Below are 18,850 nucleotides of genomic sequence, written 5' to 3' on the forward strand. Positions count from 1 at the left end.
ACCGGGCTGCCTTGCGGCCTGGTCATATTTTAAAAACCATAAAGACGAAGACCTCTATAATGTTCACCCCAAAAATTCAGCAATGAAAAAACCGGCAATTATTCTTCTTTACCTATTTTCTATAATCAAACTTAGCTTTGCTCAGCAGGCTGTTACTGTGAAAACACCCAAAGCGGTTTTGGATGATTTTATGACCAAACGCTTCGGCATGTTTGTACACTTCGGCCCGGTAACTTTACGCGGTACCGAAATTGGCTGGAGCCGCAACAAGGAAGTAGCGCAGGATGACTATGATAACCTGTACAAGGAGTTTAACCCGGTTTTATTTAATGCCGATGCTATAGTAAAAACCGCCAAAGATGCAGGCATGAAATACCTGGTAATCACTGCCAAACACCATGATGGATTTGCTTTGTGGCCATCTGCCTTTACCGATTATAACATCAGTAAAACAGCCTATAAACGTGATATAGTTGCCGAACTGGCTGCTGCATGTAAAAAACAGGGCATCCTGTTTTGCATCTACCATACCGTGCTCGACTGGCACGATCCTAACTACCCTATCCACAACCCGTACGATTCGACAAAGAACGTTAAGGGCGATATGGTAGCTTTTAAAACGCAAATGAAGAATGAGCTGAAAGAACTCATCACCAAATATCATCCCTACCTGCTTTGGTTTGATGGTTACTGGGAAAAACCCTGGACCAACACCGATGGGCAGGAAATTTACAAATTTATCAAGGGTGTTGATCCAAACGTTATCGTGAACAACCGCTTAGGCAAAGAAAGCGAAAAACTGAACGATCAATCAGTAGGTGATTACCTCACCCCTGAGCAGCGCATCGGTCAGCTTAATATGAATGAGCCATGGGAAAGCTGTATCACCATTTGCCAGCAATGGGCATGGAAACCTAATGATAAAATGAAAACAGTGCAGGAAGGTATCCAAACGCTGGTAAAAACCGCGGCCGGTAATGGCAACCTGCTATTAAATGTTGGACCTATGCCTGATGGCCGCATTGAAGTGAGGCAAGTTGAAACATTACAGCAAATGGGCGCATGGTTAAAAAAATACGGTGAAAGTATTTATGGCACCAAAGGCGGGCCCATTGCCCCTAATGATAACTATGCTGTTACACGCAAGGGAAACAAGATCTATTTGCACATATTTCAGAAAAAAGGTGATAAAATTGTGCTGCCTAACCTGCCGGGCATTAACATAACCAATGCTTATGTGCTGGGCGGGACCAAAGTAAATTATAAACCGGATGCCACAGGCTATATCATTGATTTGCCACAAACCTTACCCGATGCAAACAGCAATGTTATAGTATTGGTACTGAACAAAAACGCCGAAGAAATACCTGTAATTGCCGCAGGTAAATAAAATAAAAACAGAAAACCTAATTAACATAAACATGCTAAAAAGAACGCCCCTGCTAATAACTGTAATGATAACAGGTATTACAACGTTTACTCACGCACAAACAAAACAATTAAAACTTTGGTACAAACAGCCTGCACAGCGCTGGGAAGAAACCGTTGCACTTGGCAATGGAAGGTTAGGAATGATGCCCGATGGCAATGTTACTGCCGAAAAAGTAGTGTTGAATGATATCACCATGTGGTCGGGTTCGTCGCAGGATGCCAATAACTACGAAGCTTATAAAAAACTGCCCGAAATAAGAAGCCTGCTTGCCGCCGGTAAAAATGTGGAAGCGCAAGCCATTATCGATAAATCGTTCGTTTGTACCGGCAAAGGATCGGGCGGAGTGCCTTTCGGTTGCTTCCAGATGCTGGGCGACTTGAACCTGAACTACCAATACAAAGGCATTGAGGGCAAAGACGTAAAATACGAAAACTATGAACGTGAGCTTTCATTAAACAACGCGCTGGCCAAAACCACTTACCAGGTAAATGGCGTTACTTACAAACGTGAATATTTTACCAGTTTTGGTAATGATGTAGATGTGATTAAACTAAGCGCCGATAAACCGGGAATGCTTAACCTGAGCATTAATATCAGTCGCCCGGAACGTGGGGCTACCAGTACAGCAGGTAACGAGCTTGATCTTACCGGCCAGTTGGATAATGGTACAGATGGCAAAGGCGTAGCTTACAAAGCAAGGGTAAAGGCACAGCTAACCGGCGGTTCGTTAAGCACCACCCCTACTTCCCTAGTTATTAAGGACGCAACCGAGGTGATCATTTACGTATCGGCAGGTACTGATTTTAAGAACCCACAGTATCTCTCCAAAATGGACGGCGCGCTGAAGGCTGCCATGAAAAAACCTTATGCTTTGGAAAAACAGCAACACATTGCCAACTTTCAAAAGCTGTTTAACAGGGTGAACGTTGATCTTGGCACTTCAGAGGCCGAGAAACTAACAACAGATCAAAGGCTTATCGCTTTCCATACTAATCCAGATGCGGATAAAGGGCTTCCTGTTTTATTCTACCAGTTTGGCCGCTACCTCAGCATCTGCAGCACCCGTGTAGGCCTGTTGCCACCCAACCTGCAAGGTTTATGGGCTAACGAAGTGCACACCCCGTGGAACGGCGATTATCACCTGGATATTAACATTGAAATGAACCAGTGGCCGGTTGAGGTTTCCAACCTTTCCGAATTGAACCTTCCCCTCGCTGATTTAGTTAAAGAGATGGTTCCGCACGGCGAAAAAACTGCCAAAGCCTATTACAATGCCGACGGCTGGGTAGCACACGTCATCACCAACCCATGGGGCTTTACCGAGCCGGGCGAAAGCGCTTCCTGGGGTGTTTGTAAAGTTGGTTCGGGCTGGCTTTGCGATAACCTGTGGCAACATTATGATTTTACAGGCGATAAAAATTACCTGAAACAAATTTATCCGATACTGAAAGGTGCCGCCCAATTTTACAACAGTATGCTGATCAGTGATGCCAAAACAGGCTGGTTGGTCACCTCACCTTCATCATCGCCCGAAAATAGTTTTTATCTGCCCGATGGCACACATGCCAGCATCTGCGTAGGCCCAACTATCGATAATCAGATCATCCGCCAGTTGTTCAACAATGTAATAACAGCAAGCAAAGTATTGGGCAAAGACGAGGCATTCAGCAAAACACTGGCTGCTAAAGTGAAAAAGCTCCCGCCCCCGGGTGTTATATCTAAGGATGGGCGCATCCAGGAATGGCTGGAGGATTATAAAGAAACCGAACCGCAGCATCGCCACGTATCACACCTGTATGGTTTATTTCCGGCATCTCAGATTACCCTGGAAGCTACCCCTGCCCTTGCCGAAGCTGCAAAAAAAACTTTGGAAGTAAGGGGTGACGATGGCCCAAGCTGGTCTATCGCTTACAAAATACTATGGTGGGCACGTTTGCATGACGGAAACCGCACTTACAAACTATTTAAAGAGTTGATGAAGCCAACCATCAAAACCGATATTAACTACGGTGCAGGCGGCGGCGTATACCCTAATTTGCTATCAGCCGGTCCGCCGTTCCAGATCGACGGTAACTTTGGAGCAACAGCAGGTATTGCTGAAATGCTGATCCAGAGCCATGCAGGGTTTATTGATTTTATTCCTTCTATCCCTGATGCATGGAAAGCACAGGGCGAGGTTAAAGGCCTTAAGGCCCGCGGTAATTTCACAATTGATATGAAATGGAAAGACGGTAAAGTAACCTCTTATAAAGTAACCTCACCTACTCCGCGTACGGTTAAAATAAAAGTTAACGGACAGATCAAAAGCATAATGGCCGTTAAAGCTTAATAATAGCTTATAAACAAATAAGGCATCCTGAAAGAGGTGCCTTATTTATAACAAATTGACAATAACCTAAAATTCATGCAAAAATTTCTTAATCGTTTTATAATTGCTGTGCAATTGTCCGGCTTGCTTTGCGTTTGGCAGCCGGCAATTGTTTCGGCATCAACCCGAATAATTACTATCCAGCTAACCCCGAAAGGGAATATATCGTTTTCATACGGTACCTCTGGCACTATTAATTATGATCAAAAAACCGGCACTTTTTCTGTTATCGAAAATGGAAAAACTGTACTTGGTAATTGCTATAGTAAAGCCGGCATCAACGGAAAACTTATTACTTCAACAGCGTACAAAAACGTTGCTTATATTAAAGCCTTAATAACCGATGGTTTTGGCAAAGGCGTAAAACATACTTTCACCCTAACCGGCAATAATTTGCCAAACATGGTACAGGTGTTTTATACCTACCCATCGCATAAAGGCTATTTTTTTGTTCAACTTTATATTGAAGGCAAAAACCTGAAAACAAATTATATGGAGCCAATAGCCGGAAATATGGCGACAATACCCGGCGATACCCGTTCGTTATTTGTACCTTTTGATAACGATACCTTTATCAGTTATAATTCAAAAGCGTTTAAAGCGCCGCTTACCAATACCAGCGCCGAAGTAGGTACTGTTTTTGATAACAGCAGCCGTAACGGTTTAGTGTTTGGATCTGTGGAACACGAAATCTGGAAAACCGGCGTGCGTACCATCGCCAAAAAAGACAGCGCCAATACCTTTGAGATATGGGGCGGTTATACCGAAGAGGCCGTAAACCGCGACAAGATAGCACATGGTTATATCAACGGTGATACCGTTAAATCGCCCAAAGTGTTTGTTGGCTGGTTTGCTGATTGGCGCACCGGTATGGATGAATTTGGTAAAGCCAACCGTATTGCTGAACCACCTTACATTTTTAACTGGACAAAGCCCACCCCTGTTGGCTGGAACAGTTGGGGCGTTATGCAGGAAAAACTCAATTACGATAAAGCTATCAAAGTAGCTAACTTTTTTGCCGACAGCATCCCTGCATTCCGCAATGGTAATACGGCGTTTATTGATCTCGATTCGTTTTGGGATAACATGATCAGCGGTGGCTGGGAAGGCGATTTTGGCAAGCTAAAATCATTTGCCGATTACTGTAAAACAAAAGGCCTGCAGCCCGGCGTTTACTGGGCACCGTTTACCGACTGGGGCTGGAAAGGCGGCCCCGACCGCAAAGTTTTAGGCAGCAACTACACCTACGGCGAAACCTGGACTAAGGTTGGTGACGGCTACCACGATATTGACGGTGCCCGCGCAACAGACCCAACCCATCCGGGTACCCTGCAACATATTGACTATGTAATTGGTAAATTAAAAGCCTGTGGTTTTAAAATGATCAAGATCGACTTTCTGGGTCATGCGGCGGCCGAATCAAGCCATTTTTATGACCCTAAAATCACCACCGGTATGCAGGCGTATAAAAGGGGGATGGAACACCTGATTGATCAGTTGGGTGATCAGATGCTGGTTTACGCTGCCATTTCTCCCAGCCTGGCAACCGGGCGTTACGCACACATGAGGCGTATTGCATGCGATGCCTTTAAAACGATAAAGGATACCCGTTATACGTTAAACAGCGTAAATTACGGCTGGTGGCAAACTTACCTGTACAATTACATTGATGCCGACCATGTTGTACTTTCAACCGAAAGCGAAGGCGCTAACAGGGCAAGGATGCTCTCGGCAGTTATTACGGGAACGTTTATAACCGGCGATGATTTCTCTGCCCATGGCCAATGGAGTGACAGAGCAAAAGCTATGTATCAAAATCTTGAGGTCTTAAAGATTGTGCAAAATGGAAAAGCTTTCAGGCCGGTTGAAGGTAACACCGAAACAGGTACAACCGAACAGTTTACGCAAAAAATTGGCAACAGCTTTTACCTGGCCCTGTTTAATTATGGTGAAACTGATAAAGTTTACACTATCGACCCGAAAAGAGTTGGTATGGAGACCGAAAAAGCAGCAAATGCGAAATCGTTACTGCAAGGCACTAACGTAAACATAAAAAACGTTTTAGTGAAAGCAGGAGATGCTGAATTATTAAAATTTGAATTGAATTAATAAACACTGCAAAGGCGCCGGCAACAGATTCCCCTTTAATCGCCGGACGCCTTTTGAGGGGATGAAACCCTGTATCGTTTTTAACTGTTCAATTTAACCGATTTTGCCCGTTTGCATGCAAGCGGGCATTTTGATTTTTTTGCGTTCATGCAGCATTTGTTTTTGTGTTTAATGCTTGCCACATTGTTTTTTTCTATCTGGAGTGAAGTAAAAAACAATCCGCCGGTGACGGCCAATATGGTAAAAAATTTCATAGCAGTAGGTTTTAACTTAAGAGACGATGATTTTTTAAGAATGTTACAGTGAAGAAGGCAAAGTTGATTTTCGCATATTTTTTTAACAGGACCATCATTCAATGTCATTTTTATGTTCTCCTCATCCTCCTACCCTCAAAAACAAAAAGTCAGTGACCTCGCGTTACTGACTTTTTCATTAACTATTAACTGACCAAATATCCTTAACAAAAAACTATCTGGTACTGCAAACATAGTGTGTTAAGTACGTGCTACATGTGTGAAAAGCACCATCTTGGCACACAAAAAACATTTTCATATCATGCTGATTGCCTGTATTTTAATGGTGTTATTTTATAATGCGTACGGAACAGCCTGATAAATGAACTTGGGCATTCAAAACCCACCATGCCAACTACTTCATTTACAGGATAACGGGTATCCTTTAACAACATTAATGACCGTTTTAAACGCAATTGAATTAAAAACTGGTGCGGCGTTAAACCAAAGGCCTGCTTAAATGTGCGCAACAGATGGTTAACCGAAAGGCAGGCATGTTCAGCAAGATCCTCGAGGCTAATATTCTGATTATAATTACTGTACAAATATTCTTTAGCCAGGTTAAGACGGCGCAGGATCTCAACCCTGGTACCCTGGTTTAAAAAGTCGAGCTTTTCGGCTTTTTTACAGATCTCATCATTATAAATATGAAAATAATTGATAAGCGTATGGTGCAGGTATTCGTTAATCAGCATTTCATCCTGCATGCCATTGTCTAAGTGTTGTTTCAGGTGAAATACATTGTATTTGATATCGCCCGCAAACGGATATATAGTTTCATTAAACTCGGGCTGTATTTTGCCGTTACCATCGCCTTTAGTTAACAAAGTGTCATTGTCAAAGGTCCAGCAATCTTTAAAATCCTGCAAAAACTGCTGATCAAAATTGATGGCAAATGATTGTACCTGCTGGCCAAGATCGGTGTCGGTTGAATATTGTGTACCCCTGTTCAGGATGAGGAACGAATCGGGATATATGGACAAATGCCTGCGGCCAATATCATAACGTTCATTACCGCTTAATACAAAGCGAAGGCTTAAATCTGAAGTATACTGCGGCCCCTGTCTCTGACCGCCGGTGCGGCTTACAATCTTATTGTTGTTGCGTAATACTTTTGAATAGTCCATTGTGATATGATTTTATTGTTCGTTATAATTTCTTTCTTCCAGTAACATAAATTTGTTCCCCGCCGGGTCTAAAAATTCGGCTGCCAGTCCGGCTGGTAAATACGCAGGCGATTTGCAAAAAAATACGCCGGCCGTACGGAGCACATGATAATCGTTCAAACAGTCGGCAGTGTTAATGATAATATTACTCTTATCACTGTTGCTGTCGTTATTAGTTACAAGCAACGCCACATTTAATTTATCCGACTGGATCACCGTACTTTCCCTGCCCTCGTAAAATGTCATTGTACCTGTTATTTTGAAACCTAATTTTTGAGTATAAAAATCAATTTGTCCCTCAAAGTCGGCTGTATACACAGGTATATATTTCAATTTCATTTTACAGTAGCTATTAACGGAAACCAGATTGTAATGATGGAAACCAACCTGTTGGCCAGGGGCAGCAAACAGGATAATTTTTGAAGCGGGTTTACAGTAGCCGGTCAGTTAAAACTACTTAACATATCAAAGGTACTTTACCTGCGGGGGGATAGTATCCCCCTATTTGGGGGATTTGTGAATTAGTAGGGTTTGGATTTTCAAAGCGATCCGTGAGGACAGGTATCGCGGGAATGATTATTTCGGAGTTGTTGGTGTTCAGAAGATTCTTTTATTCCCTCCCTTGGAGGGAATCGCACTATCCTGCGCTCCGCCAATGTTGATATTGTCACCAACATTTTCCGTCAACCCGATTAAATGTGGAAAGTTGCAACTACAACACGAACACCTCTAAGCCTATATCAGTTTATTCTGCCTTGCCAATTTAATGGCATCAGCACGGGAGTTTACATCAAGCTTAAGGTAGATATTTTTGATATGGCTGCGTACTGTTTCCAGGTCGATGAACAATTCATTGGCAATCTGACCACGACTTTTGCCTTCGCCAATTAATTCCAGGATCTGGGTTTCTCGCTTAGATAAGGGCGATTCCTGGTTTTTTTGAAATGAGCGGATTACCAGGCGTGCAATGTTGATACTCATAGGGCCGCCGCCTTCACGTACTTCTTTTATCGATTCGATGATCTTGGTTGACGGGGTGTTTTTTGTAAGATAGCCCGATGCCCCGTTGGCCAGCGCGTTAAAAATCTGCTTTTCAGATTCGTAAACAGTTAGAATTAGGATATAGCAGTTGGGCAAAAGCTTTTTTAATTTGGGTATAGCGTCAATACCGTTAACTCCGGGCAGCTCTATATCCAGCAGGATTACATCGGGTTTATCCGCAGCTATTTTTTTAGCAGCCTCGTCATATGAACAATAGGTACTAATCACATCATAGCCCTCGGTAGCACCAATTAAAAAGGCATAGCCATCGCGCAGGGTTTCATCATCCTCAATAATACTTACCTTAATGTTACGGGCCATGCTTAATCGCTTAACTGATTTTTACTAAACTTTAATGTTACTGATGTGCCTTTACCTGTTTCCGAATTAATGAGCAAAGATGCATTGATCCGTTTTGCGCGGGCGTTAATGTTATTGATCCCCCGGCCGCGATGGGCGGCGCTGCTATCAAACCCTTTACCATCATCGGTAACCCGGAGTGCTATCGCGCTTTTATCGCTCTGATCAAGCTCAAAAACTACCTGTCCGGCATCGGCATGTTTAAGGATGTTATTTAATAGCTCCTTAAATATCATGGTGATGTTACGGCTGTATTCCATAGGCAGTTTTACCAGCTGAATATCTTCATCAACGGCAGCAAACTCAAAATCAACCGGCACATCATGAAAAACCTCTATCCCTATCTCGCGGATATGGTTCAGGGTTTCATACAGATTATCACTTTTAGGGTCGAGCGCCCACAGGATATCCTTTGTACCGTTGTATAGTGATGCCGCGTTTTGCTTGATCTGATCCACAATTCCGCGCTGATCGGCTTGCTCTCTATCTATTTTGGCATTCAGTATTTCTGATAAGACGGTGATCCGGGTTAATTTGTTACCCAGATCGTCATGAAAATCTTCGGCTGTTTGCTGGCGGATCTTTAATTTCTCTTCCCGCTTCATGGCTTCAATTGCCTTTTGACGTTTTATTTTACGCTGATGAACTAAATTTTGCACCCCGAAACCCAGCAGAACTAAAAATATAATGGCTAATAACCTGAAGGTAAAAGTTTGATAAAAAGGCGGAATGATCACAAAACTAAAACTGGCCATCTTGGGCGATACCTGCCCATCGGGGCTTATGGCTTTTACCTTAAACGTATATGTGCCCGGCGGCAGGGAGGGATAGTTAACCACATTATTGCGCATAGGCGAACTAAAAGCACTATCCAGCCCAACCAGTTTATATTGGTATGTTACCGCATCTGGATTTTTGAGGTAAACACCAAGAAAAGATATCGACAAATGATTTTGGTTATGCTTTAATTCGGCCCAATCATTAAGATCAATTGAGGAGCGTTTTTCACCATCCTCCTTCATCAACTGTACCGATTTGATGAACACATGCGGCGGCGGCGAGGGAACCATTTTTGTCATGGTATTATACACCATAACAGCCTTGGTGGTACTGATCCAAACCTCGTGTCCGCGGTGCATAATGGCATTCTGGTTGGCCTCCACCACCGGTTCCTTTGAGCCTATATTATCAATTACCCAAAAAGTTTTCTTTGCAGGGTCGTATTGCATCCGGTTAATTCCCCTGCCGGTACCCATCCAAAGGCGGCCGCGTTCATCAGCAGCAAGGCTGTAAATACTATTGGCTTTGAGTCCGTCATCAACATTATAAATATTTACCGCCCCGGTTGTCATATCCCAGGTGTATAAACCGCTATCATCTGTACCAACCAGCAGCAGATCGCGATATCGGATCATGCTGTAAACCGCAGTAGCCGGAAATGATTTAAGTTTAAACCCCGGAACTATTTTTTTATTTACGGCCAGCATAACACCGTTTTGGGTGCCTATCAAAAGAGAATCGCGCCCCAGGCTAAGCATTGCGGACGAATAAGGGGGAATACCTTCCAATTGTTTCAGCTCGCCGTTTTGGTAATAGAAACAGCCCATTGACGTGCCCAGCCATATAGTACCACTGTCATCGGCAGTAATAAAATTACAGGCAAAAGATGAACTGTTTTTTACCTGTCTGAAACCCTTTTTATCATACTGCCATAAACCTGTTTGCCCGGTACCAATCCAAACAGTGCCGTTTTTATCCATATATAAACTCTGCACTCCCTTTAAATATGGCGAACCGGTTGGTACGGGCACTTCGCTGGTCTTTTTTCCATCATATCGCAAAATGCCACCACCATCAATCCCCATTAAAACATTTTTGTTCCAGTCTTCAGTTACCGACATTACGATTTTTGATTCGGGAATACCCTGTGTGCGGTCAAAAACGGTATATCTGTCGCCTTCGCATCGGTAAAGGCCATTACCGAGGCTGCCCAGCCACAGGTTTTTATCTGCATCAAAATAAATATCAGGTACAGAGTTATCGGTAAGTCCGTTTGATGAGTTATAGTGGATCACACCATCACTCATAATACAATAGGCTCCATTATCGGTACCCAGCCAAATATTGGCATCAGCGTCCTGTTCAATGCACAATAATTGACCTTTTATTTTTCCCGTAATATTTTTTATATCCAGTGGTTTAGCCATACCATTCCTGGCACATAACAAACCCGAGCGGGTTAGAAGATAAGTTTTGCTTTTATCAAAACGGTCGAAAAAAATCCTTTTGATAATTTGCTCACTATGTTGGGAATCAATATCAATTACATGTTCCCATTTTTGCCCTTTAAGGCGATATATACCCTTTTTGTAAACAGACACATATAACAAACCTGTGCTATTAACAGCCAAACTGGTAATAAAAATATCAGGATCATCATTAATAGGGACATGCTGCATCTTATCATTTTTTACCCTGAACAGCATCCCGGCAGCTGTAACCCAGATTGTTCCCTCTCCATCCTGGGTTATGTTACCTACAAAAGAGCGTTTAACCGGTATATCTGGTTTATACTTCACAATCCGGCCATTATAGAGCCTTGCAAGCCCATTCATGGTACCAAACCAGGTACAGCCCCCTTTATCCGAAAAAATGGTTGCAACATAGTTATCAGGTAAACCTGTTAAGCGGGTATAGGCCGTAAAATCCTTTCCATCAAAGCGGCAGGCGCCACCAAATGTTCCTATCCACAAACGATGATCGGTATCCATGGATAGCTTGTTTATTTGCGACTGGATGAGCCCATCCTCAATATCATAGTGCGCAAAAATGTATTTCTGTGCATGGACCTGGCCTGTAAACAATAGCATACCTGCAAGGAAACACAAAATCAGAAAAACGGGGAAACGCGATAGCTTATTCAATTAAAAACGTAAATTAAATTACCTGTATGGGGGTACAATTAAAAAGTTAAATTAAAGCTAATTAAAATAAAAAAAATCACCCCAATAGGGTGATTAATTATTATTAGTTACGGGAGTAAATTTTAATTTTTGGCTACAACAGAATTGCCATTGTTTAAAGGTGTTTTTATGTCCTCAAACATTTTGCAAACCTGTGTAATTTTCCAGTCGTGCCGGTCATTTTTCTCGATGATGAGGTAATCATGCTGCGTGCAGTTTTCGTAGTTAAAATCAACCCGTGCAATTACCATGGCATCGCTTTTGGCAAGCACTTCGTAACCCGACTGGCAATTTTGCTGGGTACCGGCATCCTTTTTCATCATGCTTACCAGGTCGTCTTTTTCCTGTACAAGTACCTTTTCGCCGCGGGGTAACTTCAATACAGAATTGTCACTCATTATTGATTTTAATTTTTTAAAGTTGGAGGTCATGTGGCTGTCAATGAAATCGCGGATCACGCCGGTGTATCCTGTTTCGGCGGCCGTACGGCCATACATGGTGCTGGCAGATAATAACCCTACTATACATGCCAATAAAAATTTATTTTTCATTTGTGATATTTTTTTGATCAAATGTGGGCAGGCTTTGATCAAAAAAATGTGCCTATCACACCAAGCAACCCGGCCATACAGCAGGCTGGTGCCTTTCGCCTATAAAGGTCATTTTTTGCACTTTTTGAGCAGATCTGCAATTAATATGACAATCTGTGCAGATAATTCTTTAATTATCAATAAACCATAGCAGAACCTGCCCCGCAGATTTAAATCTGTACGAAAATATTTTTATTTTTGAGAGCATCTTTCACCGATTAAAACCACGCCATAACTTGGAACCGACTGAAAACTTTTTCCGAAGCATTATTGAGGCCTCGCCTTTTCCGGTGTATATGTGTATGGGGCCGGATAAGCTCATTGCCATAGCCAATGGCGCTACCTTGAAAGCATGGGGAAAAGACAAATCGATAATTGGGAAACCATTTGACGAGGCGCTGCCCGACCTTCAGGGCCAGCCGTTCAGCAGCCTCATAAGCGAAGTATACCGTACCGGCGAAACTTATCACGGCAACAATGCACCTGCCGAATTTATAATTAACGGCAAACGGCAAATTAATTATTACAAGTTTACTTACCAGGCTGTACGTAACTCGCGCGGTAAAATAGTTGGCGTTATTTGTTTCTCGACCGACGTTACCGAAATTGAGCATGCCCGACAGGCGATGGAAGAGAGCAGGCATACTTTGTATAACATGGTGAGGCAAGCCCCCGTGGGCATTTGCATTATAAACAGCGATAACCTGGTAATTGAAGTAGTGAATGACTCGTATCTTGAGCTGGTAGGCCGTAAACGTGCAGAAATGGAAAACCGGGGCGTTTGGGAAGCCATCCCTGAAACGGCCGAATTGTATGCCCCCGTAATGGATAATGTTATTGAAACAGGGCAACCGATTACCGCCAAGGAGCATAAATTGCTGCTTGTACGCAATGGCGTACCCGAAATGGTATTTATTGATTTTGTTTATGAACCTGTTAAAGGGTTTGACGGCGAGATAAGCGCCATCATGGTAATTGCCATTGATGTAACTGAAAAAGTTTTTGCACGCCGCAAAATTGAGGAAGCCGAAGAAAGAGCCAGGCTGGCAGTTGAAGCTGCCGAAATAGGCACCTTTGATCTTGACCTGGTTACCGACGAGATACTTACATCTGAAAGGTTTAACATTATTTTTGGAGTTGGCCGTGATGCACCCCGCGATTTATTTTTAAAAGCGTTACATCCCGACGATGTGGAATTACGCAATAATGCCCATAAAACAGCTCTTACTACCGGAAAACTGTTTTATGAAGCGAGGATCATCTGGCCAAACGGCTCTATACGCTGGATCAGGACGCAGGGTAAGGTTTATTATGGCTCAATAAACAAACCGTTGCGTATACTGGGCACCCTGCTTGATATTACCGAGTTTAAACATTTGCAGCAGCAAAAAGACGATTTTATCAGCGTTGCCAGCCATGAGCTAAAAACGCCAATGACATCGATCAAAGCATCGATGCAATTGCTGGACAGGTTGATCAAGGTTGATCCCTCATCTGATAAGATCCCCCAGTTTATTAGCCGCGGCAATAGCAGCCTGAATAAAATGCAGCAACTGGTTGATAGCTTGCTTAATGTTTCAAAAATTACCGCGGGGCAGCTTGCACTTCATAAAACACGTTTTTTGGCAGCCCAAATGATCAATGAATGCTGCGACCACGTGAGGCTTGCAGGTACACATGAACTTGAGCTTACAGGCGACACCGATCTGGAGCTATACGCCGACAGGCAACGGATAGACCAGGTTGTTGTTAATTTTGTAAACAATGCGGTTAAATATGCACCCGACAGTAACCGGATTGTCATCAATATCAGTAAACAGGACAACATGGCCAAAATATCGGTACAGGATTTTGGCCGGGGGATCCCGCCGGAAAACATCCCGCATTTATTTGAACGCTACTACAGGGTTGATACCTCGGGTATTCAATACTCAGGGCTTGGACTTGGCTTGTATATCAGCGCGGAGATCATTGAGCTTCACGGCGGCGAAATGGGGGTTGAAAGCGAAGTGGACAAAGGCAGTACCTTTTGGTTTATGATACCGTTAAATTGAAATTTAAATCCCGATTGAAAATAGTAAAACCCATAATCATCGTTTTATTGTTTTGCCTGCTCACTGTTTTTACACAAATTGGTGGGCTGGTTTATCTCATTTCAATTAGCCTGCATAAACTAATCAACAAAACCATAAATAATAAATATTACCGCCAAATCACCAAGGCTGCAGTTTTTATGGTGTTATATTGCCTTACCACTTTTTTAATTGTACCTCCGCTTGCCAGGCTTTCGGGCAGAGTACCGCTCCCCTTCTCCCAAATCAATCATATAAAGCCGCTAAACCGGCTAACCTGCCTGTTCAACCGTAATTATGTTCGCCCGCAACTTAAGCAGGCTGCATTTGCCGTAGCCGCCGAAATGAACGATAAGTATCCGGGAAGTACCCTGAATTATCTTGACGCAAGCTTTCCGTTCATTAATGGGTTTCCGCTTATGCCCCACCTGAGTCATAACGATGGTAAAAAACTCGATCTCTCATTTTTTTATATTGATAACAAAACAGGCTTAGAAACCGATAAAGCCCCTTCGCCAATCGGATACGGAATTAGTGAAGAGCCGCGCGCCGGTGAAATCAACACAACACAGGCCTGCCTGATAAAGGGTTATTGGCAGTACAGCTTTTTGACTAAAATTGTTCCCCAGGGCAATAAAGTTAATTTTACTTTTGACAGTTTACGAACAAAGGTACTTGTAACCCTCTTTGCATCGCAAAATGTCATCAATAAAATATTTATCGAACCTCATTTAAAAAACCGTCTGGGCATCAAAACACCCAAGCTACGATTTCACGGATGCCGTGCAGTAAGACACGACGACCATATTCATGTCCAACTATAGGTTTAAAGCATTTATCATTTTTCAACATACGAATTATAACAGATTTCCCAGGAATTGCCTTCAGGATGGGCAATAAAACCGGCATAACCGCCCCAAAAAGGTTCAGCCGGATGCTTCAGGATTTGTACTCCTGCATGCCTCAAAGATCTTTAACTGCAAGAGTAATGGCGGTTACGTGGGCCTGCATAGCATTTTTTATTGGACCCTATCCATCCACGAAATCAGGGTCCGTGGCTGATTTTCATGCGTAAATTTAATTGTCAGTTAATACAGCCGGGGTAAATTTAGCTAACCAAATATATAAACATGCAGATCAATTATTTTACAGTAGGCATTGTAATAACCTTGTTAATAACATTAATAGTATGGATAGTAAAAACCGACCGCAAAGACGAGAAAAACTTTGAACAACAAATTATTGACCGGGAACTTAAACCAAGGGAACATCCCAAACCGCAAAAAGCCGATAAAGCCATGTGATCGGGTAAAACCCGCTATCAACTCACGTAGTTTCACGTATCATATTGTGCGGTCCTTTTTTTAAATTTAACAACCCAACCTAATATCTATCTCATGGAAGCAGATAAAACTTCAGATCAGCAAGTATTTTATGTAGGACTTTGTATGGCCGGCGCCGTATCTGCCGGGGCTTACACAGCAGGCGTTATTGATTACTTGCTCCAGGCATTGGCCGAATGGGAAAAGCACCGCAATGAGCCAGGCGTACCATCGCACAAAGTGCAGATCCCGGTAATGGGCGGCGCGTCGGCAGGCGGTATGACCAGTATCATGGCCGCATCCTCCCTTAACAACCCGATAACTCATATCGACAAGCCATCGGGAGATCTTTTAGCCGAGCATCCCGAAAACAAGCTCTACCACTCCTGGGTTGACCTTGTGCAGGCTGATATGTTCACAAAAATGCTGGATACCAGCGACATCAAAAGCTCGGGTGTAATATCTGCACTTAATTCTGATTTTATCAATGATGTTGCCAAACGCGTAGTTGCTGCCGATCCAAAACAATGGCAGCCGTTGCCCGCTTATATTAAACCCGGTTTAAAGATCTTTACCACGCTTACAAACCTGCAGGGCTACGCCTACAATGTTCCGTTTAATTCGTCATCGCCGCAGCGTACCAAATATAACATGCGCATCCACAATGATTACGCATGCTTTGAACTTACAGAAAACGCCATTGCCGGGCATAATAACGGATGGATGCCGCTTGACCTGAAAAATAATATTAATACGGATATAGCCGCCGACGCTGCAATGGCCACCGGCGCCTTTCCGGTTGGATTGCAATCAAGGATAGTTAAACGCGATGCCCAATATGTTAACAATAACCCATGGTTAAGCAATTACCTGGTTAATACCCCTATTGATGCCGGTGCATACCAAACTCTAAACGTTGACGGTGGCATGATCAATAACGAACCTTTTGATAAAGTCAGAAGTGTTTTGGACGATCTTACCGGTCAGCCCGATGTGGACTACAACAACTTTAACAAGTTTGTTTCAACTGTGCTGATGATTGAACCTTTCCCTACCCAGGCGCCCACGCCAATTTCACAGTCAAGGTCTATATCAAACGTAGTAGGTTTAACGTTGTCATCTATGCTATCGCAAATGCGCTCAAAGGCTGTTAATATTAAAGATGCGATGGACGAAGATTGCGCGGGCCAATACCTGATCACACCATCACGAAGGGTAGATACGCCAGATGGTAAATCGACAGATTTAACCGGCGAACAAGCCATAGCCTGCGGTGCTTTAAGTGGGTTTAGCGGATTTTTAAATAAAGAATTTCGGGTGCATGATTTCTTTTTGGGCCGCCACAATTGTAAGATATTTTTACGCGATTACTTTACCATACCAGCCAAAGCACTTACTACCAACCCTATTTTTAAAGATGGCTATGCCAATGCCGACAAAGCCAAATTTAAATCGACCCAAAGTGATAGCTACCAGATCATCCCTGTATTTGAAGAAGATATTAAATTCCCTGATATTAAATTTAGTTCGGGCAACAACTGGCCTACTATTAAAGAACAGGATATAGACCGTTTTAGTGATGGATTAAAAAATCGGGCTCAAACCATTATGCTCAATGTAGCAGATTTAGGGTGGCTTACCAAAAGCCTGTTGTGGATAGGCGCTAAGGTGATCCTCAATAAAATGGTAACCAATAAAATTATGGTGGTGATAAAAGGCGAACTAAAAACCTGGAAGCTACTGCCGTAAGCAGCACATGAAATTAAACTTACTAAAATCCAGACTTACGAAGTTTAAAAAACTTCGTAAGTCTTCAATAGCTTTCTCATTTGAGCTTTAAATAGCTTTAAATACAACTATCCCGTTATGCCCGCCAAAGCCAAAAGTATTGCTCATGGCTACTTTCACTTTATGGTCGATGGCATCTTTCAATACAAACTTCAAATTATCCGGAATAGCGGGGTCTAAAGTTGTGGTATTGATTGTTGGCGGGATTATTTGATTTTCAATTGATTTTATAGCAGCTATGGCTTCAATAGCACCGGCGGCACCAAGCAGGTGACCAGTCATTGATTTGGTTGAACCGATGATGGTGTTTGTTTCTTTACCTTTTGTAACAGCAAGCAAAGCGTTAATTTCAGATAAGTCGCCAACCGGCGTTGATGTGGCGTGCATATTCAGGTAATCTACATCCTCAATGCTTAAACCCGATTCGGTCAATGCCTGCTGCATGGCACGGGCAGCACCTAATCCTTCCGGATGAGTGGCTGTCATGTGGTATGCATCAGCAGTCATAGATGCCCCGGTCACCTCTGCGTAAATATGTGCGCCGCGGGCAACTGCATGATCATAGTCTTCAAGTACCAAGGCACCGGCGCCTTCACCCATAACAAAACCATCACGATCAGTATCAAATGGCCGTGAAGCATGCTGCGGATCGTTATTGCGGCCCGACATCGCCTTCATTGAACTAAAACCACCGATAGAAGCCGGCGTAATAGGCGCTTCTGAACCGCCAGTAACAATAATTTTAGCCTTACCTAAACGGATGTAGTTAAAGGCATCCATAATAGCGGTATTGGACGTAGCACAGGCCGAAACCGTGGTGTAATTGATGCCCATAAAACCGTTGCGGATAGAGATCATACCCGAAGCCATGTTAGATATAAACTTCGGCACAAAAAACGGGCTGAACCGCGGCTGTCCATTACCTTTCGCATATTCGGTTACCTGCTCTTCAAAAGTTTCCATACCGCCTTGTCCGCTGCCCCAAATTATGCCAATATCAAACGGATCCATTTTACTCAAATCAAAGCCTGAATCCTTAATCGCTTCATTAGCTGCAACAAGCGCATACTGGGTGAAGGTATCGGTACGTTTTAATTCTGCTTTATCCAGGTGATCTGTGATATTGAAATCCTTCAGTTCGCAGGCAAATTGCGTACGGAATAATGATGCATCAAAACGGGTGATGGTTGCAGCGCCGCTTTTACCGACAATTAAATTTTGCCAATAAGTTTTTACATTATTTCCAAGCGGTGTTAAAGCGCCCAGACCTGTTATAACTACTCTGTTTAACATGATGGTTTTATTAAAATCGGCGCAAAGATATAAATATATACCACTTGGTATTT

At 43.0% G+C, this 18,850-nt stretch carries 13 protein-coding genes; 7 read left to right on the forward strand and 6 right to left on the reverse strand.

Going from position 1 to position 18,850, the window contains the following annotated elements; genetic code table 11:
• Positions 1-82: 82 nt before the first annotated feature.
• From ACEN82_RS16165 to ACEN82_RS16175, 3 genes are all read left to right on the forward strand, one after another.
• Positions 83-1,390, forward strand: a complete 1,308-nt coding sequence (locus tag ACEN82_RS16165; protein WP_413318440.1) for an alpha-L-fucosidase — start codon at positions 83-85, stop codon at positions 1,388-1,390.
• A 31-nt stretch (positions 1,391-1,421) separates the two neighbouring features.
• Positions 1,422-3,761 (forward strand): glycoside hydrolase family 95 protein, encoded by a 2,340-nt coding sequence (locus ACEN82_RS16170; RefSeq protein WP_413318438.1) that lies wholly within the window; start codon positions 1,422-1,424, stop codon positions 3,759-3,761.
• Positions 3,762-3,836: 75 nt separating this feature from the next.
• A complete protein-coding gene (locus ACEN82_RS16175) occupies positions 3,837-5,909 on the forward strand; it encodes an alpha-amylase family protein (RefSeq protein WP_413318436.1) in 2,073 nt (690 codons plus the stop codon).
• 553 nt (positions 5,910-6,462) lie between these two features.
• On the opposite strand, the gene ACEN82_RS16180 is transcribed toward ACEN82_RS16175, so the two are convergent.
• The 5 genes from ACEN82_RS16180 to ACEN82_RS16200 all read right to left on the reverse strand — a co-directional run bounded on the left by ACEN82_RS16180 (position 6,463) and on the right by ACEN82_RS16200 (position 12,283).
• Positions 6,463-7,329: a helix-turn-helix transcriptional regulator gene (locus ACEN82_RS16180; protein ID WP_413318434.1), complete on the reverse strand. Its 867-nt coding sequence runs from the start codon at positions 7,327-7,329 to the stop codon at positions 6,463-6,465.
• 12 nt (positions 7,330-7,341) lie between these two features.
• Positions 7,342-7,707 (reverse strand): VOC family protein, encoded by a 366-nt coding sequence (locus tag ACEN82_RS16185; protein WP_091171082.1) that lies wholly within the window; start codon positions 7,705-7,707, stop codon positions 7,342-7,344.
• A 396-nt stretch (positions 7,708-8,103) separates the two neighbouring features.
• Positions 8,104-8,730, reverse strand: a complete 627-nt coding sequence (locus tag ACEN82_RS16190; RefSeq protein ID WP_090524105.1) for a response regulator transcription factor — start codon at positions 8,728-8,730, stop codon at positions 8,104-8,106.
• A gap of 2 nt (positions 8,731-8,732) precedes the next feature.
• On the reverse strand, positions 8,733-11,693 hold the full coding sequence (locus ACEN82_RS16195) for a ligand-binding sensor domain-containing protein (protein ID WP_413318432.1): 2,961 nt from the start codon (positions 11,691-11,693) through the stop codon (positions 8,733-8,735).
• A gap of 122 nt (positions 11,694-11,815) precedes the next feature.
• Complete coding sequence (locus ACEN82_RS16200) at positions 11,816-12,283, reverse strand: nuclear transport factor 2 family protein (RefSeq protein ID WP_413318430.1); 468 nt, start codon at positions 12,281-12,283, stop codon at positions 11,816-11,818.
• A gap of 275 nt (positions 12,284-12,558) precedes the next feature.
• On the opposite strand from ACEN82_RS16200, the gene ACEN82_RS16205 reads away from it, so the two are divergent.
• The 4 genes from ACEN82_RS16205 to ACEN82_RS16220 all read left to right on the forward strand — a co-directional run bounded on the left by ACEN82_RS16205 (position 12,559) and on the right by ACEN82_RS16220 (position 17,465).
• Positions 12,559-14,376 (forward strand): PAS domain-containing sensor histidine kinase, encoded by a 1,818-nt coding sequence (locus ACEN82_RS16205; protein WP_413318428.1) that lies wholly within the window; start codon positions 12,559-12,561, stop codon positions 14,374-14,376.
• 14 nt (positions 14,377-14,390) lie between these two features.
• Positions 14,391-15,218, forward strand: coding sequence for a hypothetical protein (locus tag ACEN82_RS16210; RefSeq protein WP_413318426.1), 828 nt, complete (start codon positions 14,391-14,393; stop codon positions 15,216-15,218).
• 306 nt (positions 15,219-15,524) lie between these two features.
• Positions 15,525-15,698: a hypothetical protein gene (locus ACEN82_RS16215; protein WP_167516191.1), complete on the forward strand. Its 174-nt coding sequence runs from the start codon at positions 15,525-15,527 to the stop codon at positions 15,696-15,698.
• Positions 15,699-15,791: 93 nt separating this feature from the next.
• Positions 15,792-17,465 (forward strand): patatin-like phospholipase family protein, encoded by a 1,674-nt coding sequence (locus tag ACEN82_RS16220; RefSeq protein ID WP_413318424.1) that lies wholly within the window; start codon positions 15,792-15,794, stop codon positions 17,463-17,465.
• An 87-nt stretch (positions 17,466-17,552) separates the two neighbouring features.
• Here the strand turns inward: ACEN82_RS16220 and fabF are convergent, their stop codons facing one another.
• Positions 17,553-18,797 (reverse strand): beta-ketoacyl-ACP synthase II, encoded by a 1,245-nt coding sequence (fabF, locus tag ACEN82_RS16225; RefSeq protein ID WP_413318422.1) that lies wholly within the window; start codon positions 18,795-18,797, stop codon positions 17,553-17,555.
• Between the last annotated feature and the right edge of the window lie 53 nt (positions 18,798-18,850).

It is taken from the genome of Mucilaginibacter sp. Mucisp73, assembly GCF_059491465.1.